This window comes from Hymenobacter terrigena, assembly GCF_054776515.1.
Window position 1 is genome coordinate 166,074 of sequence record NZ_BAAHBU010000003.1, and the last position, 21,656, is coordinate 187,729.

Annotated in this window: 16 protein-coding genes; 5 read left to right on the forward strand and 11 right to left on the reverse strand. The window is 62.7% G+C overall.

The window, feature by feature from the left end; genetic code table 11:
- Nucleotides 1-79 precede the first annotated feature (79 nt).
- Both ACYU7Q_RS13835 and ACYU7Q_RS13840 read right to left on the reverse strand, forming a co-directional pair.
- Nucleotides 80-5,602: an alpha-2-macroglobulin family protein gene (locus tag ACYU7Q_RS13835; protein ID WP_460610029.1), complete on the reverse strand. Its 5,523-nt coding sequence runs from the start codon at nt 5,600-5,602 to the stop codon at nt 80-82.
- 115 nt (nt 5,603-5,717) lie between these two features.
- Nucleotides 5,718-6,413 (reverse strand): HAD family hydrolase, encoded by a 696-nt coding sequence (locus tag ACYU7Q_RS13840; RefSeq protein WP_460610030.1) that lies wholly within the window; start codon nt 6,411-6,413, stop codon nt 5,718-5,720.
- A 43-nt stretch (nt 6,414-6,456) separates the two neighbouring features.
- Here ACYU7Q_RS13840 and ACYU7Q_RS13845 point away from each other — a divergent pair, with 43 nt between their 5' ends.
- Nucleotides 6,457-7,101, forward strand: coding sequence for a CatA-like O-acetyltransferase (locus ACYU7Q_RS13845; protein ID WP_460610031.1), 645 nt, complete (start codon nt 6,457-6,459; stop codon nt 7,099-7,101).
- 57 nt (nt 7,102-7,158) lie between these two features.
- On the opposite strand, the gene ACYU7Q_RS13850 is transcribed toward ACYU7Q_RS13845, so the two are convergent.
- The gene (locus tag ACYU7Q_RS13850; protein ID WP_460610032.1) at nt 7,159-8,559 is read right to left on the reverse strand and encodes a M64 family metallopeptidase; all 1,401 of its coding nucleotides are present in this window, start codon (nt 8,557-8,559) and stop codon (nt 7,159-7,161) included.
- A 9-nt stretch (nt 8,560-8,568) separates the two neighbouring features.
- Nucleotides 8,569-9,072: a hypothetical protein gene (locus ACYU7Q_RS13855; RefSeq protein WP_460610033.1), complete on the reverse strand. Its 504-nt coding sequence runs from the start codon at nt 9,070-9,072 to the stop codon at nt 8,569-8,571.
- Nucleotides 9,073-9,173: 101 nt separating this feature from the next.
- Between ACYU7Q_RS13855 and ACYU7Q_RS13860 the strand changes: the two genes are divergently transcribed.
- The 3 genes from ACYU7Q_RS13860 to ACYU7Q_RS13870 all read left to right on the forward strand — a co-directional run bounded on the left by ACYU7Q_RS13860 (nt 9,174) and on the right by ACYU7Q_RS13870 (nt 13,338).
- Complete coding sequence (locus ACYU7Q_RS13860) at nt 9,174-10,079, forward strand: LysR family transcriptional regulator (RefSeq protein ID WP_460610034.1); 906 nt, start codon at nt 9,174-9,176, stop codon at nt 10,077-10,079.
- A 63-nt stretch (nt 10,080-10,142) separates the two neighbouring features.
- The gene (locus ACYU7Q_RS13865; RefSeq protein WP_460610035.1) at nt 10,143-11,345 is read left to right on the forward strand and encodes a PALP domain-containing protein; all 1,203 of its coding nucleotides are present in this window, start codon (nt 10,143-10,145) and stop codon (nt 11,343-11,345) included.
- Nucleotides 11,346-11,505: 160 nt separating this feature from the next.
- Entirely contained in the window at nt 11,506-13,338 is a 1,833-nt protein-coding gene (locus tag ACYU7Q_RS13870; protein WP_460610036.1) for a polysaccharide deacetylase family protein, read from the forward strand.
- Nucleotides 13,339-13,356: 18 nt separating this feature from the next.
- Here the strand turns inward: ACYU7Q_RS13870 and ACYU7Q_RS13875 are convergent, their stop codons facing one another.
- From ACYU7Q_RS13875 to ACYU7Q_RS13895, 5 genes are all read right to left on the reverse strand, one after another.
- On the reverse strand, nt 13,357-13,623 hold the full coding sequence (locus tag ACYU7Q_RS13875; protein WP_460610037.1) for a DUF167 domain-containing protein: 267 nt from the start codon (nt 13,621-13,623) through the stop codon (nt 13,357-13,359).
- 27 nt (nt 13,624-13,650) lie between these two features.
- Nucleotides 13,651-14,400 (reverse strand): endonuclease III domain-containing protein, encoded by a 750-nt coding sequence (locus ACYU7Q_RS13880; protein WP_460610038.1) that lies wholly within the window; start codon nt 14,398-14,400, stop codon nt 13,651-13,653.
- A gap of 83 nt (nt 14,401-14,483) precedes the next feature.
- Complete coding sequence (locus ACYU7Q_RS13885; protein ID WP_460610039.1) at nt 14,484-15,461, reverse strand: hypothetical protein; 978 nt, start codon at nt 15,459-15,461, stop codon at nt 14,484-14,486.
- A 180-nt stretch (nt 15,462-15,641) separates the two neighbouring features.
- On the reverse strand, nt 15,642-16,052 hold the full coding sequence (locus tag ACYU7Q_RS13890) for a response regulator (protein ID WP_460610040.1): 411 nt from the start codon (nt 16,050-16,052) through the stop codon (nt 15,642-15,644).
- A gap of 120 nt (nt 16,053-16,172) precedes the next feature.
- Nucleotides 16,173-17,666 (reverse strand): sensor histidine kinase, encoded by a 1,494-nt coding sequence (locus tag ACYU7Q_RS13895; RefSeq protein ID WP_460610041.1) that lies wholly within the window; start codon nt 17,664-17,666, stop codon nt 16,173-16,175.
- A gap of 81 nt (nt 17,667-17,747) precedes the next feature.
- Here ACYU7Q_RS13895 and ACYU7Q_RS13900 point away from each other — a divergent pair, with 81 nt between their 5' ends.
- Nucleotides 17,748-18,575, forward strand: a complete 828-nt coding sequence (locus tag ACYU7Q_RS13900) for a TrmH family RNA methyltransferase (RefSeq protein WP_460610042.1) — start codon at nt 17,748-17,750, stop codon at nt 18,573-18,575.
- Nucleotides 18,576-18,587: 12 nt separating this feature from the next.
- On the opposite strand, the gene galB is transcribed toward ACYU7Q_RS13900, so the two are convergent.
- Nucleotides 18,588-21,050, reverse strand: coding sequence for a beta-galactosidase GalB (galB, locus tag ACYU7Q_RS13905; RefSeq protein ID WP_460610043.1), 2,463 nt, complete (start codon nt 21,048-21,050; stop codon nt 18,588-18,590).
- A gap of 74 nt (nt 21,051-21,124) precedes the next feature.
- Nucleotides 21,125-21,640: a DUF6630 family protein gene (locus tag ACYU7Q_RS13910; protein ID WP_460610044.1), complete on the reverse strand. Its 516-nt coding sequence runs from the start codon at nt 21,638-21,640 to the stop codon at nt 21,125-21,127.
- Nucleotides 21,641-21,656: the final 16 nt, after the last annotated feature.

The window sequence follows — 21,656 nt, forward strand, 5'->3', positions numbered from 1 at the left end:
TAGCTAAAAAAGGCGGCCTGCTCATATGAGCAGGCCGCCTTTTTGTATTCTGATGGGGGCGAGGTGCCCGCCCGCACAATCACCGCACCCGCACCACACCGGCTCCATTGTAGCTGTGGTAGTCCGCGTTGTACATCGCATCCGCATTCACCGGCCCCAGCTTGAAGGTGCCCTTCGAAACAGCGCGGCAGAGGTAGTAAAAGTGCTTCGGCTTGCCAGTGGCGGTGGTGAACAGATTGATTCGGTCGTCGCGCACGTCCAGATAATCGGGCGTTGACGCATCCTTGGCCCAGGCCAGTTCGCGCAATGCGCCGATGCGGGGGTTCTCGATTTCCAGTCCCGCCGGAAGCAAATCTGTGATGGCTACGTTTTTGATTTCGCCGGCTGCATCGCCGGCTTCGATGGTGATTTTGACCACCACCAAATCGTTCTGGCGGAAGGTGGGAGAGCCCAGCGCTGCGCCGTCGCGGTTCAGGAACTGGCGGCGCACTTTCAGGTAGGAATCTTCCTCCCTCACCTGGCCGCTGACCGAGATGCCCTCGGTTTCCCAGAAGTAGTAGAGGCTGCCCGTGCCGGTGGTGCGGATGCTCACGTTACGGTTGGCCACGTTGCGCAGGGTCAGGTCTTTGCCGTCGAAATTCCCGGCTGGCTTGCCGTCGATGGTGAGGCTGGCGGTGGCGGTGCTACGGGCGTTCTGGCGGGCTATTTTGCCGAGGGCGAGCAGGGCGAAGGCGCTTTCCTGGGTGCTGAGCCAGTAGGCCTGCTTCATCTGGCGGCTGAGCTGGCGGGCGATGCCGGGGATTTGCGGGTTATTGGGGTCGGTGCTGACGAGGGCGTTGAGCACGAGGCCTTCGTCGCGGATGGGAGAGTAGAACGAGCCGTCGAGGGCGCGGCGGGCCGCTTGCTCGCTGCCGAATTTGGTGGGCAGCAGCTCGCGGAAGGCGCGCTGGTTGCCGAGCAGGCTCTGGGTGCAGGCGAGCAGGAACCGGGAGTCTTCGGTGAGCAGGGGGCGGTTGGCGCGGTAGTAGTTCATGGCCACGGGGTCTTGGCGGCCGGCCAGGGCGAGGACGTAGAGCGAGTAGGCGATTTCCTTGCTGGCTATCGTGCGCTGGCGGGCGATGTTGCTGACGTCGAAGTACTGGTAAGGCTCGGTTTCGCGCTTTTTGAGGCGGAAGGCCAGGTATTTCAGTACCTTGTCGAGGACGGATTTATTCACCGCGAAGCCGGCCTGCTGGGCTTCCTGCAGGAAATGGGCGGCGTAGGCGGTGGCCCACCAGTTGTCGTAATCGCCGCCCGGCCAGTAGCTCACGCTGCCATTGTAGAGCTGCATCGCCTCAATCTTGCGGATGGCTTCCTGCACGTGGTAGTTCGGGTTGTAGCGCTGGGCCTTGGCAGCGGCCCCGGTTTTCTGCTGCAAAGTGGCCGCCAAATCGGCGTAGTATAGTTGCGGGAAGGCGGCCGATACGGTTTGCTCCAGGCAGCCGTAGGGGTATTGCAGCAGGTAGCGCAAATCCTTGCTGAACTCCGTGAGCGGCGAGCGGCTCACGACCAGCCTACTGCTGAGCGAGGTGGGCAGGAAATCGGTTTTCAGGTTGAGCGGGAGCGTGGCCCCGCCGGCAATCACGCCGCTGCCGGTGCGCTTTTCGAGCGAAGCGGCGGGGCGGATGGGGAGTTCGATGGTTTCGGTAGAAAGCAACTTCATTTCTGGTACTTTCTCTGCCGTAATTTTTACGGATGAATTGCCTATCGTTTGGCCCACTTTTAACCGGAAAGTGTATCTATTTTCCCCATTAGCTGGCACGTGCATCAAGTGCGGTGTAACTATTTCCCCTTGCGGATAAAGTTGAGTTAAATCACCGCTGATGACAGTGTTGATTTTGATAGGTATAGATGCCCCTGTCGTATTCGTCAGCGTCACCGGCACGTCAATCGTGTCTCCGGGGCTAGCGAATCTTGGCAGCGCTGTGGAAATCACCACCGGGTCGGCCACCTTCATCGTGAATTCGGCCGAGCCGAAGGCATCGTCTTTGTAGGCCACGGCCATGATGCGCAGCGCCCCGCTGAACTGCGGCACGCGCACCCGGTAGCGCACTTTGCCGTCGCCGTCGGCGGTGAGGACGCCGCTCCATTTCGAGACCAGTTTCACGCGGCGGTTGGGCACGGGGTTGGTGCGGTTGCGCATGTCGGCCGCGTCGCCGCCGCTGCTGCTGGTGCCGAGCTCGGGCAGCAGGAAGGGGTACACGTCGAAGGCCGACACTTCGAGGGCGCGCTTCTGGTAGAAGTAGGCGTGCGGGTCGGGCGTCTGGTAGTTTTTGAGCTGGAGAATGCCCTCGTCTACCACGGCCAGGGTGAGCTGGGCGCGGGGCACGGTCGTGATTTCCACGGTTTGCCAGGTCTGGGAGCGGCTGGCGGCGGGCGCAGCAATGGCTACGGCGAGGCGCGAATCGGCCTTCTCGACGGTGAGCGGCAGGAAGCCGCGGGCCACGGTGAGGGGCAGGCGGTCCTGGGCGGTGTGGGCGCGCACGGCGGTGGCCGTCACGTACACGTTGGGCACGTGCTCGGCTTTGATGGGGATTTTGACCTCGGCTGCCTTGCCGTCGGTGCTCACGTAGAAATGGTCGAGCACGTTGGCCCGCTCCACCGTCACCAGAATGCGGCCGGCGAAGGGCGATTTCAGCAGCAGGTTGGCCGTTTCGCCGGGCTCGTATTTGGGCTTATCGGCCTCAATGGTCACCTCGCCCTCGTTGTTCACCTCGAAGGAATTGGCCTGCGTATCGCCGTAGCCGTAGGCGTAAAACTGCTGCGTGACGTAGCTTGTGGCGCCCGGCCGGCTGATGCGCACCTCGTATTCGCCCGAGTAAATCGGCGTGAAGCTGAAGCTGGTTTCGGCCCCCACGGTGCGGCTTTGGCTCAAAATGGTCTGGTCGCGCTGCTGCGAATTGTACACGTAGCGGCCGCCCTGGCGCTCCAGCACGGTTTCCCAGAGCTTGCGCACCACCTTGATTTCGGCCGGGGCCGAGGTGGGCTTGCCGGCGGGCGTGAGGGCCAGCAGCTTCACGGTGAGGGCCTGTTTGGTGCTGATGAGGTCGGGTAGGTTGCCGATGCCGAACATGGTGGCCTGCGTCTGCACGTCGAAGGTGGCGAGGCGGTTCACGGGCCGGCCGGTTTCGTCGAACACCGTGGCGAAGGCCACGCCTTCCAGCGTGCCGAGGTCGCGGTAATCGGGCACGGAATAGGTGGCGGTGCCCAGGCCGGCGGCGTCGGTGGTGCCTTCGCGCACGGTTTTCTCGAAGCGCGAGGTGAGGGCGCTTTCGCTGGCTTCCTCGCCGTCGTCGTTGGTGCTGCGGCGCCGCTCGCCGCTGTTGATGGTGAAATTGTAATCGGGGTATTTCGGGGCCGAAAACGCCTTCTGCTTCAGCGAGAATTCAACCTCAAACTTGCGGTCGGCGGCCGGCGGGCCAAACAGGTTCACGGCCGTAATGCTGGCCGTCACGTCCTGGCCCGGCTTGAGGACTTTGGGGGCGGCCGTCACGGTCACCTTCATGCGGTCGGGGATGAATTCTTCGACGCTGATTTGGCGCGAGGTCAGCAGCACGTCGTTGCCGGTCAGCACCTCCATCGTGTAGAGGCCCGTCATGATGGTGGGCGGCAGAATGAAGCGGCTTTCGAAGCTGCCCGCCGCGCTCAGTTTCTGCTGCAAGCTGCTGTATTCCTTGCCGCTGGGCAGCAGCAGGCGGATTTTCAGGGGCAGGCCGGCGGCTGGCGTTTTCCAGTCCTCGGTGCGGATGACGGTGTTGGTCCGCACCGTGTCGCCGGGGCGGTACAGATTGCGGTCGCCGTACAAAAACGCCTGGTAATGCGCCGCGTTCGAGGTCAGCCCGCCCACCTCAAAGCGCGAGGTTTCGACCCGGCTTTTGGTCAAATCCAGAAAGGAAAAGTCGGCGTCCTTGGTGGCCGTAATCATGCCCAGCGTGAAGCGTTTCATGCTCGCCGCCGAGTCGAACTGTGCTACGCCGGATTTGTCCGTGGTGGTCGTACCAATCACCTGGTTGTTCGAGCTCACGAGGTTCACCGTCACACCGCTCAACGGCTCAGCCGTGCGGATGGAATTGGCGAAAACCGTGGTGCCGCCGGTAGCGCCCTGCTTCACGATGAGGCCTAGGTCCGTCACGGCCACCAGCTTGCTCACTTGCAACCACTGCCGCTCCGTATCCTGCACCCGAATGACGTACAGGCCCTTCATCGGCCCCTGAAATTCGAGGTCTTTCAGGTTGAGATTGAGCAGGCGCAAACCGCCCTCCTTGGGCAGTCCATCCACCGAAATGGTGCGCTCCGACAGCACGTTGCCGATGTTCTCGGTGTCGTAGTACTGAAAGCTGCGGTCGATGTAGTCGCCGTTTTCGTCGGTGTTCGATTCGCGGGGCTCGTCCTCGTCGTATTCGGGGTAGCCGTACTGCTTTTCGCCGCGCAGCAGTTGCTGAATGTTGTTGGCGTACACCTTGGCAATGGTCACCTTCACCTTGGCCACTTCGTTGATGCGCAGGCCCAGGTTCCGGTTACCCAGCGCATCGAGGTACATGGCCTTATCGCTGCTCGTAAAGCTCAGACTCGGCCGCTCGTCCCCAAAGGAAACCGCCTGCGTAAACGCCTCGCCCAGCGTGCCGCCTAGCAGCCCGCGCGTGCCCGCCGCCAGCGAAACCTGGTAAGTTTTGCCCACCTCAAACCCGCCGCGCAGCGCAAAGCCGCTTTCCAGCGCCTCCACCGAAAACGCCACTGCGGGCGTCACTTTCAAATTCGGCTGCACGTCGGCGGCGCTCACGGGCTGGTTGAGCAGCAGCGTAACCACTGGCTGGCCGTTGAGCAGCGAGCCGGTGAGCTCGCGCACTTCCAGCATGCTTTGGTCGGGGATTTCAGCCTGGGCGGTGAGGACTTTGTCGGTCGGCTTGGTGCCAGCCGCCGGGCGCAGGCCGGGCGCGATGTCAATCTGCACGGGCATGCCCGGCTGCACGTCCTGCATGAAAGTCACGGCCACCAGGGCATCCGGCTCGGCCGAGTTCACTTCCACCGCCACGGGCTTGCCGCCCTGCGACACCTTCAGGCGTGCCTTCACATCAGTAGGCCGCACGGGGTAGTTAAAAACCAGGTTAGCGCGCAGTTCCGCCGTGCCCGCCGCCCGCTTCGAGCTGCCATAAAACACCTGCGGCGCGGCCATATTCAAATACGGCGTGTGGAACTTGGGCCGATTCAGGGCCAGCTTCTGCTTGTCGCTGGGCAGCGTCTCGGGCCGCAGACTGGCCGAAAAAACGGTGCTGGGTCGGAAGGGCTCCAGCGGCGAAAACGTCAGTTCCCGGTCGCCGGTCCACTTAAACTTGCCGCGGATATTGGGCGAGAACGTGACGTAGCGCGTGGTATCCCAGCGGTTCTGCCGGGCCTCGTCCACCACCTTTTCATCGAAGGTGAACACCAGGTTGGAGTACGGGTCGATTTCGTCGCCGTCGGTCTGGGCCGTTTCGGCGGCTTGTTCCCGGGCGGTTTTTTTCGAGCACGACGAAGCCGCCAGCAGCACAAGCAGCAGGGGCAAAAAGCGGTAACGGGCCAGCATGGGGAGGGGTGTGGAATTGTGGCCGGAAGGTAGCAGAAAAGCGCCAGCGTTGGGCGGAGTAACGATGTATTAATCGTGATATTTTATGAGCTGGCGCGGCCGGGGTGAGGCCTCGTTACCTCACCAGTTCCAGCACCTCCCGCATCCGCTCCACCGCCCGAAACTCCACTTCCGCCAGCAGCTCGGCGGGCACGTACTCGTGAATCCAGTTGGCGTGGTAGGGGACGTGAATGGCCGGGAATCCCAGCTTTGCCACCGGCAGTATATCCGATTTCAGCGAGTTGCCAATCATCACGAAGTTCTCGGGCGTGGCGCCAAGGCGGGCGAAAAGGCGGCGGTAAGTAGGCTCATCCTTCTCGCTCACTATTTCAACGTAGTCGAAAAAGTCGCCCAGGCCGGAGCGGGCTATTTTGCTTTCCTGGTCGAACAGGTCACCTTTGGTTAGGAGAATGAGCTTGTGGCCACGCTCCTTCAGTTCGGTCAGTACGTCCACCACGTCAGGCAGCGGCTCGATGGCGAAGCGCAGCAAGTCCTTGCCCAAATCCAGAATCCGCTGGATTTCGCTGCCCACCACCGCGCCGCCGGAAAGCTGAATCGTGGTTTCAATCATCGAGAGCATAAACGACTTGGCCCCGTAGCCGAACAGCTGCATATTAGCCCGCTGCACGTCGTACAGCCGCGCATTTATGGTGTCCGTATCGGCGTACGGCGCCAGAATCTGCAGCAGCTGCGCTTCGACGTAGTCGAAATGCGGCTGATTGGGCCAGAGGGTGTCGTCGGCGTCGAAGGCGATGAAGGTTTGCGTGGGCATAATGTAGGGATTGACGCCGCAAAGCTACCGACCTTTGCCCGCCATGAAGCACTTGATTGACCTCGAAACTTGGCCCCGCCGCGAGCATTTTGCCTTCTTCTCGGCTTTTGAAGAGCCCTTCTTCGGCCTCACTGCCAACGTGGATTGCACCACCGCCCAGGCCGAAGCCAAGCGACTGGGCGTGTCGTTTTTTCTTTACTACCTCTACCACGCCCTCGAAGCCGCCAACGAAGTAGAAGCCTTCCGCTACCGCATCGAAAACGGCCAGGTTTACCTCTACGACCGCATTCACGCCTCCGCCACCCTCGGCCGGGCCGACCACACGTTTGCCTTCTCCTTCATCGAGCAGAGCGACACCCTAGCCGGGTTCATTGCCGCCGCCGAAGTCGAAATTGCGGCCGTGCAGGCCAGTACCGGCCTGCGCCTGAGCGACGCCACCGCCCGGCCCGACGTGGTGCATTGCTCGGCCCTGCCGTGGGTGCGCTTCACGGCGCTCTCGCACGCCCGCAGCTTCTCGCACCCGGACAGCTGCCCCAAAATCTCCTTCGGACAGGTTTTCGGCGAAGGCGATACCCAACAGATGCCCGTATCGGTCAACCTGCACCACGGCCTCGGCGATGGTTACCATGCCGGGCTGTTTCTGGCTGCGTTTCAGCGGCGGCTGAGTAGCCAGGATAGGAATCGTTAAACGCAAAAGGCCCGGGGCATCATTGCCCCGGGCCTTTCTATTGGTCGCAAAGTTGAGTTATTCCTTCACCAGCTGGCGGTTCAGCACAATGCCATCCACGTCAATGAGCAGGGTGTAAACCCCGGCGGCGCGCAGGTTCAGTTCCTCGGGCCGCAGCGCGTACTGGTAGCGGCCGGGGGCCTGGCGGCCGTAGCGAATGGTTTTCACCACGCGCCCGGCCGCGTCGAGCACCGTGAAGGCCACGGGCGCGGGGCGGGGCAGGGTGTAGCTCAGGTTCAGGACATCGCCCACGGGGTTGGGGTAGGTTTCAACCATGTACTCGGCGCTGGCCGAGGCCATGCTCACGCCGGTGTTAGTGCGGTTGATGGTCCAGTCCACGGTGTAGGTGTGCTGGGTGAGGTGGGTGGCGCGGCGCGTGAGGGCCGTGGTGTCGACCACCGTGGCGCGCACCACGTGGGTGCCCACTGGCAGCTGGGCCAGCGTGGCGGTGGCTGTGGCGGTGTTGCGGGCAAACACGGTGCCGTCGCGGGTCCAGGTCACGCGCAGGGTGTTGGGCGTGGGCGGCAGCAGCGTGAGGGCGAACGACAGGTTTTGTGTGGGCGCGTTGATGGCCAGCGTGGCCGGCGAATACGATTGCAGCGGCGACACCAGCGTGTGGAATTTCTCCACGAACGCCTCGCGGCATACGGCGCAGAATGGCACGCCCAGAAATTGCATCTTGCAGTTCTGGTGGGGCTTTTGCCAGCTGGGGTCGGTGGAGTAGGGGTAGATGCCGATGCCGCTGGTGCCCACCCACGGGGCCCAGCGCACGGTGGCGGGGTTGGTGGTTTGGGTCATGTTGAAGGCTTCGCGGGCGTATTGGGAGCCGGCCCAGTATTCATCGGCCAGCGCGGCCATCGAGTGGCCGATTTCGTGCACCATGATTTCGGTGGCGCTGGTATTGGCTGAAGCCGTGGCCAGCGCCCCGCCCGAGCCGCCGTACTCGGTAGAGTTCACCAGCACAAATACCTGGTCGTAGCGCGGGAAATTATTGGCCAGCACGGTGCCCACAGCCGCGCTGCCCTGCGGTACCAGCAGGCGGTGAATCCCGCCGAAATCGAACGTGCTGTTAAAGTAAGTTGTAGCGGCGAAGGCGGCCGTCGTGCCGCAGTCGGAGGCCGTGCGCGGGTGCATCGAGCCGCTTTGGGCCGACGGCACTTCAATGGCAAACACGTTGAAATAAGGCCGATATTCCAGAAACGGCGACTGCCCAAACAGGCTGTTGATTACCGCCGTGGCCCGGGTGCGAAACAGCGCCATTTCGCTGGCCTGGTAGCCGTCGGGCACAAATACCAGGTTGATGCGCTTGGCCAGCGGCCCGGTTTTTACCAGCGTATCCACCGGAAAAGTCTGGGCCCGGCCGGGCATAGCCAGTGCGACGCAAAGCAGCAGTAGCCAGAAAGTAGCGAGTTTTTTCATGGGCTTAGGTTAGGATTTCGGGGGAACGGGGAATTCGGAAAGCTTGGTCGTGGTGCCTGCCACCACCTCCTCCACGCGGATGGCGGCCGTGGTGGGACGCAGGGCCAGCCGCACAAAAAACTCGGCCGTGGGCAACACTACCTCGCTGCGCTGGAAGGTGCGGTGGTCGTTGGCTACGTGCTCCACGCTGCGGCGCAGCGGGTGCGCCACGCGTAGCTGGGCCAGCACCTGCCCCCGGCCATCGAGCTGAAGCACGCGCACGAAATCGGGCGTGTCGGCGTCCGCTTCCGGGATTTTGAGGTCGCCGGGCACGGCCTTGGCTTGCAGCACCTCCAGCCGTGTGCCGGTGGGCGTGGCCGTGAGCCGGCAGCTGAGAAACAGCAGCCGGGCCGCCTCCGGGGCAGCAGTGGTGGCCGCGGCCAGGGGCTGGTAGGCGGCGGCCGGGCGGCGGGCACAACCGGCCAGCGTACTCAGCAGCGAAAGCAATAGTAAGGGCTTGCAGGGGAAGTTCACGGGTTGAATATAGGGTTTTGTTTATGATTGTTTGGGTGTAGTGTAGTCACGTATTGGCCATTGCTAAGACAACCTAAAAGCCGCGCGTGCATCTTTGTCCCATGCTTTCGCACCCGCACGAAGTCTTTCTCGAAGTGGCCCAGCGCCTGAGCTTCACCAAGGCCAGCCAGGCGCTGTTCACCAGCCAGTCGGCGGTGAGCAAGCAGGTGAAGGCCTTGGAGGAACACTACAAAACCGGCCTGTTCGAGCGCCTGGGCAGCAGCATCCAGCTCACCCCGGCCGGCCTCAAGCTTTACCAAAAGCTATTGCAAGCCAAGCAGCTGCAGCAGGAATTGCACCAGGAAATGAGCGAGCTGAGCCCGGATTTCGCGCCCAGCCAGCACCTGTTCATTGGGGCCAGCACCACCATTTCGCTCTACGTGCTGCCGCCGGTGGTATCGGCCTACCTGCGCCTGCACCCCAACCGCCAGCTCAGCCTCAAAAACCGCAATTCCGACAACATCCTGCGCGCTCTGCTCGACCACGAAATTGAGCTTGGCATCATCGAAGGCATTCACAAAGTGAGCAACGTGACCTACACGCCGCTGCTCACCGATGACGTAGTGGCCGTGTGCGCCGCCAATAACCCGCTCGAAAAACGCACCCTCGAAGTGCACGACCTGCTCGCCACGCCGCTGGCCCTGCGCGAGGACGGCTCCGGCACGCTGGCCGTGCTCGAAGAAGCGCTGGCGCTGCATCGCATCAAGCTGGCCGCGCTGCCGGTGCGCGTGCGCCTGGGCGGCACCGAGGCTCTCAAAAACTTCGTGCGCGTCGATACCTGCCTGGCTTTCCTGCCCCGGCAGGCGGTGGTGAAGGAGCTGGCTTCGGGGGAGTTTTCGGAGGTTAAAATCAATAATTTTCCCCTAAAGCGCGAGTTCAATTTCATCCAGCGCAAGGGCACCGAGAACAACGCGCCCTACAAGGATTTCCTGCAATTCACGCGGCGCTACTATTCCGGCAGGGCATAGGCTATTCCAAATCCCTATCCCATTGCGGCATACCACGGGCCAAGCCATTCCGTACTTTGCCCCATGAAACTGGTTGCCTCCGAATCCCTTTCCCGTCTCGCCGCGCTGCATTGCTCCGCCTGCGGGACCGAATATTCTGCCTTCGACCTGCAACGGGTTTCGGCCTGTTGCAACGTACCGTTAGTAGCCGACTACGACCTGCGCGAGCCCCTAAGCCGCGCCGTTATCGACCAGGCCGACGCCTCGATGTGGCGCTACGGTGCGCTGCTGCCGCTGCTGCACGAAGAAAACAAAGTGACCCTCGGCGAGGGCCTCACGCCGCTGCTGCGCCTGCCGCGCCTGGCTGCCCGCCACGAGCTGGCCCACCTGCTGCTGAAAGATGAAGGCCAGAACCCCACCGGCTCCTTCAAAGCGCGGGGCCTGAGCATGGCCGTATCCAAGGCCAAAGAGCTGGGGGTGGACGGCTGCATCATCCCCACGGCCGGCAATGCGGGCGTGGCAATGGCGGCCTACTGCGCCCGCGCCGGCCTGCGGGCCGTGGTGGTGATGCCCCGCCACACGCCGCAGGCGTTCCAGGAAGAATGCCTCTGGTACGGGGCTGAAGTGGAACTGGTCGACGGCCTCATCAGCGACTGCGGCGCCCGCGTGCGCCAGCGCAACGCCGACGGCGCCCTCCTCGACATCTCGACCCTGAAAGAGCCCTACCGCCTCGAAGGCAAGAAAACCATGGGCTACGAAATTGCCGAACAGCTGAATTGGACGCTGCCCGACGTGCTGCTCTACCCAGCCGGCGGCGGAACCGGCCTCATCGGCATCTGGAAGGCGTTTCAGGAAATGAAACAGCTCGGCTGGCTCGCGCCCGAGGTGAAATTGCCCCGCATGGTGGCCGTGCAGGCCGAAAACTGCTGCCCGCTCCTCGAAACCTACGAGGGGCGCCAGCCCAACTGCCAGGCCTATCAGGGCCGTGCCACGCTGGCCAACGGCCTGGCCGTGCCCCACCCGCTGGGCGAAGCCATGATGCTGCGCGTCCTCCACGAATCGAACGGCACGGTGGCGGGCGTGAGCGAAGAAGGCATGCTGGCCGGCATGCGCGACCTGGGCCAGCAGGAGGGCCTGTTTGTGGCTCCCGAAGGCGGCGCGGTCTGGACGGCCGCCCGTCAGCTCCTGGCCACCGGCTGGCTGAATCCCGACGAGAAAATCCTCCTCCTGAACACCGGCAACGGCCAAAAGTACATGGACAACGTGGCCGGCCGCGCACGGAGCTGAAAGGAACAAAGGCCGTCATGCAGAGCGCCGCGAAGCATCTTGCCCGCCACCAGTAATTGATTTTACTATTGTGGTAAAGATGCTTCGCGGCGCTCTGCATGACGGTCCGACACAATTTGGATAGCAACGCCAGCCCCGCGTCCGGCAATACCTTTGCCCCATGCGCATTCTCCACGTTCTTTCGGCTGAGTTTTTTGCGGGCTCCGTGGCCTATGCCGTGCAGCTGGCCGAGACCCACCGCGCCCAGGGCCACCAGGTATGGATGGTGGCCGATGCCGCCCAGCTGCCCACCGGGGCCACGCTGGTGTGGGCCAGCATCAGCAACCGCAGCTACCGGCAGCGGCTGCGCAATGCGCGCATCATCCGGCAGGTGGTTAAAAAAGAGCAGATTGACGTGGTGCACTGCCACTCGCGGGCGGCCAGCTGGGTGAGCTATTTTGCCCTGCGCGGCCTCCGGGTGCCGCTGGTGAGCACCGTGCACGGCCGCCAGCACCTGCACGCCTCCACCTCGCTGCTCGATGTGTATGGCGACAAAGTCATTGCCATTTGCGCGAATTTGCGCGAGCATCTCATCGCGGAAGTGAAGATGCAGGCGGCCAAAATCGTGGCCATCCCTAATGGGGTAGCCTTTGGGAAAGAGGAATTAGTAAGCGAGGATTCCGCCTTGAGAATAGCCTTCATCGGGCGCTTCAACGGGGGCAAAGGGGAGCGGGCGGCGGCCCTGCTGGTGCAAGTGTTTCCGGCGCTATTGCGCGAGTTTCCGGCGTTGCGGGTGGCGCTCATCGGCGGGGAGCTGCAACATCTGCCAACTGCCGGAAAAACGGCCCTTGCGCAGCTGCAAACGGAGTTTGGTGAGCGGATTGAGGTAGTGGGTTTCACCAACGACGTGCCCGGCTGGCTGGCCCGCACCACGCTGGTAATTGGGGCAGGGCGGGTGGCCATTGAGGCGCTGGGCGCGGGCCGGCCGGTGCTGGCGCTGGGCGAAGCCAGCTACGCGGGCCTCGTCACGGAAGCGTCTTTTGCCTCGGCGGCGGCTTCCAATTTCGGCGATATCTCGGCCCGGCAAAGCCCTTCGGAAGTCGATTTTGCTGCGCTGCGGGCCGATGCGCAGGCATTTCTGCGGCAGCCGCAGGCAGTGCCGCTCGCGTTGCGCCAGCTGGTGCGGGCGCATTACAGCCTGGCCACCGTGGCGGCGCGGGTACTGGAAGTATACCAGACGGCGCGGATGCAGAAGGCGGTGCCCGGCTTTATTCCGGTGCTCATGTACCACAAAATCCCCGACGCGCCGCTGGCCACCAAGCACCAGATTTACGTCACGAAGGAGAATTTTGAAAAGCACCTGACCTATTTCAAGCAGCAGAAATTAACCCCCATCACCTTTGCCGATTACCTGAGATACGCCAGCGGCGAGTTACCGCTGCGGGAATTCCCGCGCCGCGCTATCATCCTCACTTTTGACGATGGCTACACCGACAACTACACCAACCTGCTGCCCATGATGCAGCAGTACGGCTACCGGGGCGTACTCTACCTGCTGGGTAATTCCGATATCCGCTACAACCAATGGGATGCTGATTTCGACCCCGACGAGCCGCGCTCCGAAATAATGGACCTGGCCCAGAAGCGCGCTTTCGTGGCCGCCGGCTGGGAAATTGGCGCGCACACCATGTCGCACCCCCGCCTCACCACCCTGCCGCTGCCCGAAGCCGCCGCCGAAATCCAGCGCAGCAAAACGGCGCTGGAAGCCGCCCTGCAAACCGAGGTTGTGAGCTTCGCCTACCCCTACGGCGACCTGAACGAGGCCGTGAAAACGGCGGTACGCGAAGCCGGTTTCGCCCTCGGTGTGGCCACCGATACGGGCGGAATGACCATTGAGGAAGACCGGATGCAGGTGTTTCGGGTGAATATGTTTCCGAACGAATCAACCAGCAGCCTGTTCAAGAAAACCTCGCCCTGGTATCGCAAATACTACCGCTGGAAACGCGGGAAATAGGGACGACACTGCGGATGTCTATCCAATCAGCGCGGCCAGCACCCGTTGGCCATCTTCCTCGCTCACGCCCTCAATTTCGAGCTTTTTGAATGGGGCCGTGTGGCCGCTCAGCAGCAGTACGCGGCTTTTGGGCACGGCAAACACCGTGGCCAGAAATGCCAGCAGCACGGCATTGGCCTGGCCTTCTTGGGACGGCGCTTTTAGGCGCACGGTCAGCGTGCCATCGGCAGCGCGGAGCAGATGGTTTTCGCGGGCGTTGGGCTTGGCCCGCAGGTGCAGAATCATTGGGTTGTATCGACTGACGTTCTCATATTAACCGGCCGCCTTCCCGCCCAGTCGCGCCTGCCCGAACGGGCACTGGTCCAGCACCACGCAGCGCCCGCAGGCCGGCGATGAAAAGTAACAGCACTTCTGCCCGTGAAACATGAGCGCCTCGTGGTGGTCGTACACCTGCTGGGCGTCCCAGCCGGGCGGGAGCAGAGCTTCGAGCAGCTTGTGGGCCGGGCCTTCGCCCACCTTCGGCCCGATGAGGCCCAGGCGCTGGGCCACGCGGTGGTGATGGCTGTCTACGGGCATGGCCGGGATGCGCAGGGTGCTGAAGAGAAGGGTGGCCGCGCTGGTTTTCGGCCCCACGCCGCTGATGCTTTCTAGCCAGGCGCGGGCTTCGGGAATGGGCATGTCGGCCAGAAAATCCAGCGCGCACGGGGCATCTGTGCCGCAGCGCTGGCTGATTTCGCGCAGCACCGCCTGAATGCGCGGGGCCTTCTGCTCGGGCCAGGTGCAGGCCCGAATGGCGTGCTGCACGGCCTCGGTGGGCGCGTCGCGCACGGCCTCCCAGGTGGGAAAGGTGGCGCGCAGCTCCTGGTAGGCGCGGTGCGATTCGGCGTTTTTGGTGCGGTGCGAGAGCAGGGCGCTCACCAGCTCGCTCAGTGGGTCTTTCGTGCTAAAGAAGCGGAACGGCGCCCCGTACTCGGCACAAAGCCGCTCGTGCACTAGCAAAGCCTTGGCTTGGCGGGCGGCGAAATCAGCAGTTTGGGCTTCGAGAGTGGCGGCAGTATTCATGCCTGGCCTACGGGGTAGGACGGAGCAGCGTTACGCTTCGCTGCGCGCCCGTCAGATGAGGATGACAACCGTCTTCCGTTTTTTTAGCGCGTCGAGTTATACAAGGCGATGGCCTGGCGCTGGTTGTTGGCCTGCTTGCTTTGCAGCACGATGGGCACAATGAGCACCGGAATGGCGGCATAAACCAACGGCGAAATCCCGGGCCGGCCATCGCTAGGCTGCAACGACTGGAACAGCCCGGCCACGAGCAGCCCGCCGCCCACCACGTAGCTGCCCAGCGTGAGGCGCTGGTACCGGCGCGAATCCAGGAGTAATTCCTGCGCGCCGGCATTGTCGCGGGTGGCCAGCATCAGGTTGTTGGTGGTCAGGTTTTGAATGGGGCCGTTATCCTTGGAGAAATATTCGGTTTTCACGGTGCGGTAGCCGCCGTAGGGGTAGCCGCCAAACCCGCCGTAACCCATGCCATACCCGCCGTAGCCATAGCCCGGGTAGCCGAAGCCGCCCGGCCCCGAGCTGTACTGCGAAGTGGTGATGGAATAAAGGCTGATGCGCCCGGTTTTTTCGCGGCGCAACGTGGTTTCCCGCGAGGAATTGGGCAGCGTGGTGCGCACGTAGTGGCCGGTTTCATCCTCATAAAACCCGACTTCGGCCATCTCAAACTTCTGCCGCCCATCCAGCAGCAGGTAGGAGCGGCCGAAGAGCGGATTCTTCGTTTCTACGTCGTTGGCCGAGTAAACCATCCCGTTTTTCAGGCCCACCTGGAAGCGGGCGGGGCGCGCGTTGTTGCCCGGTAGCTGGCCCGCCGGCGTGGGGGCATACACGGGCGCGGGCGCAGCCATCGGGCTGGGCTGCGGCGTTGTTACGGCCGCACGGTGGGAAGAGTCGGCCGGGGCCACGGGCACGGTTTCCAACTGGCGCGGGGCGGGCGCGGGGCGGGGCCGGGCGGGCGCGGGCATAGCCGGCGGCGCGCCCAGCTGGCGGGGGGCATCGTCCTGGGCCTGCGCCGGGCGTCCCCCAAGCAAAACCAGAACCAGGGCCGGATACAGAGCGGGAATTTTCATACGGAAGGACAGCTATTAAGACCAACAGGCCGAACAAGGTACCCATGTCCCGCCAATAATACCGAAACCCGCGCAAATCCCGCGAACGAGCAGGCGGACCGCGAAAATCGAACGTCGGTAAACGGCGGTAAATTCCGCACTTATATTGTGAAGCGCAAGTGAACCGGCTGCCCGCTGGCGCTATTTCAGCAGCTTCTCCAGCAGGCTCAGGCTGTCCGACAGGTCGGTGCCGGTTTCAAAATCCAGCGGCTTGAGAATGTAGCCGCTCACGCCCAGAGTTTCGGCATGGGCGCGGTCCTCCTCCATGCTGGACGTGGTGGTGATAAACACCGGAATATGCTGGAATTCGGGGTTGGCGCGCAGCTCGGTCAGGAATTCGACCCCGTTCATGCGGGGCATGTTCAGGTCGAGCAGGATGACTTCGGGCAGTGGGCGCAGGGCTTCCGCGCCGTTGCGGCCCAGCAGCAGGTCCAGCGCCTCCTCGCCGTTGAAAGCCGTATGCAGCTGGTGCGGCACGTTGAATTTGGCAAAGGACTTCTCCGCCGTCATGGTATCAAAAATATCGTCTTCGACTAGTAAAACAGAACGCATAAAGGTGGTTAGCTAAAATAAGTAAGCAATAGAAAGACCGGCTGCGTAGCGTGCCCGATAAAAAAGCCGGTATTTATAAAGGGTGCCCAAACCGGTCAAACCCGGCCGTAAGGACCGGGTTTATTTCGGCCACGTAAAGATAAAACCGGCCCCTTGCCCCACGGCCGATTCGACGCGAATAGTGCCCTGCTGCTCGTTAATTATTTTCTGCACGATGCTCAGGCCGATGCCCGTGCTTTCGGCCGTGTGCCGGTCGCGCAGGGTCTGGAAGAGCAGGAAAATCTTCTGGTGATACTCCGGGGCGATGCCCGGGCCGTCGTCCTGCACCCGGAACTCGTAGCAGCGGCCAATGTCCTGGCACGTCACCTCGAGGTGGCCGGCCCCGCGCTGGTGGTATTTCACGGCGTTTGAGAGCAGGTTGGTGAACACCTGTTGCAGGCTCAGCCGGTCGGTTTCGAAGGTGGGCATATCCGGGCCGATGCGCAGCGTGAAATCGGGCGGCACCACGAGGTCAGCCACTTCGGTCAAGAGCTGCTGCACGCTCACCGTCTCGCGCGATTGTGCGGCCGTGCGGCCCACGCGGGCGTAGGCCAGCAGGCCATTTATCAGGTCTTCGAGGCGCGCCAGGCGGCCCTTCATCTGGTCGAGGTAGGTGCGAAGCTGGGGCGAGAGCTCGGCGGCCAGCTCGTCCTCAATCCACTTCACAATGGTGGTCACGCCGCGCAACGGCGCTTTCAAATCGTGAGAGGCAACGTAGGCAAACTGGTCGAGCTCGCGGTTGCGCTTTTCGAGGGCGCTGAAGCTGCCTTCCAGCGTCTGGGTCATGCGGTTGAGCGACGCAGCCAGGCCGCCGAGGTCGTCTGCAGCCGCATCGGCTATTTTGACGGTGTAGTCGCCTTGCACCACCTGCTCGGCCAGCTCCCGAATCTGGGCAATGCGGCGGCTCACCTGCGCATTCACATCCGCCAGCTCGCTTTGCAGGCGGCGGTTGTCTTCCAGTTCCTTCACAATCTTTATCACCAGCCACACCACAATCAGCACCGCCAGCACCGCCGAAATGAGCACCACAATGGGCGTGGCTTTTTCAAAAACGTCCTGCAACGCGCTGCGCTGGGCCAGCAGGGCCAGTTCACTGCGTTTAATGCGGGCGTACAGCATGCGCACCTGGCGCAGGGTCTGGCGGTCGGTGTCGAGCAGCGTTTGCATGGCCGACTGGCTCATGGACTTTTTTATCTCCGTGAGGGGCCGCAGAATGCGGAACTCCTGCTCCACCAAGTCGCGCAGCGAATCGAGCCGAGCACGTTGAACGGGGTTATCCACCGTCAGGGCCTGCACGCGCTCCAGGGCGGCGGGCAGCTGGCCGGTGGCCATGCTGTAGGGCCGCAGATACACCGTGTCGCCGGTGAGCAGGTAGCCCCGCGTGCCCGCCTGGGCATCCTTAAGCACCGCCGTAATGGTTTCGGCCTCCTGCAGCACCTGGTAGGTGTGCTCCACGTTCCGGGTTTGCACGCTCAGGCCCCGGATGCTCCAGAACGAGGCGGCTGCCGTGAGCAGCAGCACGCCCACGGCCAGGGCAAAGCCCACAATGATTTTGGTGTTGGTTTTTAAGGTCATCAGTTGCGAAGGTACTCGGCCGCCCTACGCGGCCGGCCGGGCGATGGTTGGGGCCGGCAGCCGCGCCGGTATCTTTGCCCCATGCCTTTTGCCCCCGCCGACCGCCTCAGCAGCCCCCAAAACCCGCGCATCAAGCAGCTCCTGAAGCTGCAGCAGAAATCGGCCGAGCGCCGCGCCCTGGGCCTGACCCTGGTCGAAGGCCTGCGCGAGCTCACCATTGCGGTGGAAGCGGGTGTGCCCGTCGCTACCATCTATAGCTGCCCCGAACTAGCCGGTGAAACCGGCGAAACGGAGCTGCGAAGCCTGTTTTTTGGCAAAAAAGACGCGCCGGAGTGGTTCGAGGTCACGCGTCCCGTCTTCGAAAAAGTAGCCTACCGCGAAGGTTCCGACGGCCTGCTGGCCGTCCTCCGCACCCCGGCCCGCACCCTGGCCGACCTGCGCCTGCCCGCCAATCCGCTCCTGCTCGTGCTCGAAGCCGTGGAGAAGCCCGGCAACCTCGGCGCCATCCTGCGCACCGCCGACGCCGCCCCGGTCGACGCCGTGCTCGTCGGCGACCCGCGCACCGACCTCTACAACCCCAACACCATCCGGTCCAGCATCGGCTGCGTGTTCTCGGTCCCCGTAATCGCCGCGCCAATGGCCGAAATCACCACCTTCCTGCGCGAAAAAGGCATTCGCAGCTACGCTGCTGCCCTCACGCCCAAAGCGCATTCCTACCTCGACTGCGATTTCCGCCAGCCCACGGCCTTGGTCCTCGGCACCGAAGCCGACGGCCTGACCCCTGCCGCCCTTGCCGCCTGCGACGACACCATCATCATCCCCATGATGGGCCGCATCGACTCACTCAACGTGAGCGTGGCCGGGGCCGTGCTGGCGTTTGAGGCCGTGCGCCAGCGCACGGCCTTGTAAGTCAACTACCGGCTATTTCCCCGCTGAGCCGGCTTTGGTTTGCAGAGTTACGGTACCACCTTGCAGCCCCGTGCCGCAGGCTTTCACCTGCACCGCCCCGGCTTTGTCGCTGGCTTGCACAATGGCTACCAACTGCCCCTGAAACACCCGCATCTGCGGCTTCTGGAACGGTTCCAGGCTGGTCGCGTCGCCGTTGCCGATGGCCCGGAAGCTGCCCGCGCCACTCACCGCGAAGCTGAGCGACTGCGCCGCGTCGGGGCAAAGGTTGCCCTGCGCATCCTCTACGCGGGCGGTGATGAAGGCGAGGTCCTTGCCATCGGCCGCGAGGGCCGTGCGGTCGGCTACGAGCTTGATGTGGTGCGGGGCGCCGGCCGTGCGCACTTCTTCCGTGGCTACCGCTTTGCCTTGGGCATCGTAGGCCACTACTTTGATGCTGCCGGGCGCGTATTTCACGTCTTTCCACATCAGGCGGTAGCGCGATTGGGGCTGGTCGGAGGGGCCTTTGGTCTGACGGCCCTGGCTTTGGCCGTTCACAAACAGCTCGGCCGATGGGTAGCTGGTGTAGGCAAAAACCGGCGTGGTCTGGCCTTCACGACCGGGCCAGGTCCAGTGCGGCAAAATGTGCAGCGTCGGCTTGGCCGTATTCCAGCGGGCGCGGTATAGGTAGTACCGGTCCTTGGGCATGCCGGCCAAATCCAGAATGCCGAAGTAGGAGCTGTGCGAAGGCCACTTCTCATCGTAGGGCGTAGGCTCGCCGAGGTAGTCGAACCCCGTCCACACAAACTCGCCCATCACATTCGGAATGTCATCCTGCGCAGCAAATTCCTCGTCCGGCGTCTGCGACCACACGCAAGCCTCCAGGTCGTACGACGATGACTGGTTATCTGGGTACTGCTTCTGCTTGGCCTTCTCCACCGGAAACTTGTACACCTCCCGCGAGCTTACCGTCGAAGCCGTTTCCGAGCCCAGCAGGAAGCCTTGCGGCAGCTTGCCCAGCGCCTCGGGGTAGCGGTGGGGCTTGTAGTTGAAGCCGGGAATGTCGAGGACCGTTGCGATGCCGTACTTGAAATCGTCGTCGAAGCGGTCGAGGCCCATGGTCACGGGGCGGGTGGGGTCTTCGCGGTGCACGATGTCCTGCAAACGCTTGGCGATGATGGGGCCGTTAGCGTTGCTCTGGTCGGGCACCTCGTTGCCGATGCTCCACATAATCACCGACGCATTATTGCGGTAGTGGTGCACCATGTTAACCAAATCCTTCTCGGCCCACTCATCAAAATACTGGCTGTAGCCATTCTTAACCTTCGGCGCTTTCCACTCGTCAAACGACTCCACCATCAGCATCAGGCCCATCTCATCGCACAGCGCCACCAGCTCCGGCGCCGGCATGTTGTGCGAAGTCCGAATAGCATCGCAGCCCAAATCCTTCAGCAGCGTCAATTGCCGACGCAATGCGGCCGTGCTGATGGCCGCGCCCAGGGGGCCCAAATCGTGGTGGTTGCATACGCCCTTGAACTTACGCGGCTGCCCGTTCAGCGAAAAGCCCACGCCCTTTTCAAATTTGAAGGAGCGAATTCCAAACGAGGTCTTGTATTCGTCTTTCAGCACCTTGCCCGCATACAGCTTCGAGGAAGCCGTGTAGAGTACCGGCGTTTCCGGCGACCACAGCCGCGGTTGCGGCACCGTCAGGTTCTGCTCGAACGTCAGGCCATCGGTCAGGTTCGTGCTGGTAGTCGCCACCACCTTGCCCGCCGCGTCGCGGATTTCCGTGTCGAGCCGTAGCGGCTGCGGCTTGCCGCCGGGCGTTTCCACCGTGGTTTTCAGGTTCACTCTGGCCTGCTCTGCCGTGATTTCGGGCGTGGTCAGGTAGGTGCCCCACACCGGAATGTGTACGTCGTCGGTCACTACCAGATGCACGTTGCGGTAGAGGCCCGCGCCGGGGTACCAGCGCGAGGCTTCGGATTGATTGTTGAGCCGCACGGCCAGCACGTTGCCATCGCCGGGCTTCAGAAACGAGGTTATATCCAGCGAAAACGAGTTGTAGCCATACGGCCAGAACCCGACTTCCTTGCCATTCACAAATACGTGCGCGTTGCTCATTGCGCCATCAAACAGCAGCACCGCCCGCTGCCCCGGCCCGAAGCCTGGCACTGCCAGCTTCCGCCGGTACCAGCCAGTGCCGATGAACGGCAGCCCGCCCGTACGCCCCGATTTCTGGGTGGCCTTCTGCTCCTGATTCTGCTCAATCTTGACGACCTGCAGGTCATTCTGTCCACTAAACGGTCCCGAAATGGCCCAATCATGCGGCACGCTCACCGTCTGCCATTTGGCATCAGCAAAATCAGTTTTGGCCGCGTTCGGCACGTCGCCCTTTGAGAATTTCCAGTTAGAATCGAGCAGGTATTCGTGCCGGTTCTGGGCAGTGGCAGCAGTGGCGGCCAGCAGCAGCGTGGCACTCAGCAGGTTTTTCAGCAGCATAAGCAAGCAGGGGGAATGGGCCTGCAAGGTACGCGCCACCGCCTTTACACAATCGATTATCCAGCGTTGTAAGGCTAATACACCGTCACCCCAAACCCTAATTCCTTCGCCAGCTGGCGGGCTTCCTCAGCCTGTGCATCGGCCACTACGCTCAAGGCGTAAGAGTCGCTATCCAGCGTAAAAAGCACCACCGCCAGCCCAACTGGCTCAGCCAAATCCTGCACAATGTCAAGCGCTTCGGGGCCAGTTACCGTAGCCCGCCCGCTGGCGGGCTCACTAAGCCGTACCGGTTGCTTTTGCTGCGTCAGCGTTTCATTGATGCCATAAACCAGGTCGGCGGCCGGGTCTTTCCAGTCGCTTTCCCAGAGCAATTCTTCGGTTAGTAACGCATCAATCAGCGCCAAATCACGCAATTCCTGCGCCGGCAGCGCCGCCACGATGCCGCGTTCCTCCAACTCCTCAGCAAATTGCTCCTGATAAGCAGCCGGGTCGCGCAACACCAGTGCCAGCCGCTCGCTCACACGCCGGGTTGCCTCCGCATTATTCAAAGTGAAGAGCTGCACAAAGCGGCTCAGATTTTCTTGAGTCATAAGTTAAAAAGGTAAC

Bases quoted from the DNA above. Each gene is read 5' to 3' on its own strand.
- ACYU7Q_RS13835 (WP_460610029.1), bottom strand. From the start codon at position 5,602: ATGCTGGCCCGTTACCGCTTTTTGCCCCTGCTGCTTGTGCTGCTGGCG.
- ACYU7Q_RS13840 (WP_460610030.1), bottom strand. From the start codon at position 6,413: ATGCCCACGCAAACCTTCATCGCCTTCGACGCCGACGACACCCTCTGG.
- ACYU7Q_RS13845 (WP_460610031.1), top strand. From the start codon at position 6,457: ATGAAGCACTTGATTGACCTCGAAACTTGGCCCCGCCGCGAGCATTTT.
- ACYU7Q_RS13850 (WP_460610032.1), bottom strand. From the start codon at position 8,559: ATGAAAAAACTCGCTACTTTCTGGCTACTGCTGCTTTGCGTCGCACTG.
- ACYU7Q_RS13860 (WP_460610034.1), top strand. From the start codon at position 9,174: ATGCTTTCGCACCCGCACGAAGTCTTTCTCGAAGTGGCCCAGCGCCTG.
- ACYU7Q_RS13865 (WP_460610035.1), top strand. From the start codon at position 10,143: ATGAAACTGGTTGCCTCCGAATCCCTTTCCCGTCTCGCCGCGCTGCAT.
- ACYU7Q_RS13870 (WP_460610036.1), top strand. From the start codon at position 11,506: ATGCGCATTCTCCACGTTCTTTCGGCTGAGTTTTTTGCGGGCTCCGTG.
- ACYU7Q_RS13875 (WP_460610037.1), bottom strand. From the start codon at position 13,623: ATGATTCTGCACCTGCGGGCCAAGCCCAACGCCCGCGAAAACCATCTG.
- ACYU7Q_RS13880 (WP_460610038.1), bottom strand. From the start codon at position 14,400: ATGAATACTGCCGCCACTCTCGAAGCCCAAACTGCTGATTTCGCCGCC.
- ACYU7Q_RS13885 (WP_460610039.1), bottom strand. From the start codon at position 15,461: ATGAAAATTCCCGCTCTGTATCCGGCCCTGGTTCTGGTTTTGCTTGGG.
- ACYU7Q_RS13890 (WP_460610040.1), bottom strand. From the start codon at position 16,052: ATGCGTTCTGTTTTACTAGTCGAAGACGATATTTTTGATACCATGACG.
- ACYU7Q_RS13895 (WP_460610041.1), bottom strand. From the start codon at position 17,666: ATGACCTTAAAAACCAACACCAAAATCATTGTGGGCTTTGCCCTGGCC.
- ACYU7Q_RS13900 (WP_460610042.1), top strand. From the start codon at position 17,748: ATGCCTTTTGCCCCCGCCGACCGCCTCAGCAGCCCCCAAAACCCGCGC.
- galB (WP_460610043.1), bottom strand. From the start codon at position 21,050: ATGCTGCTGAAAAACCTGCTGAGTGCCACGCTGCTGCTGGCCGCCACT.
- ACYU7Q_RS13910 (WP_460610044.1), bottom strand. From the start codon at position 21,640: ATGACTCAAGAAAATCTGAGCCGCTTTGTGCAGCTCTTCACTTTGAAT.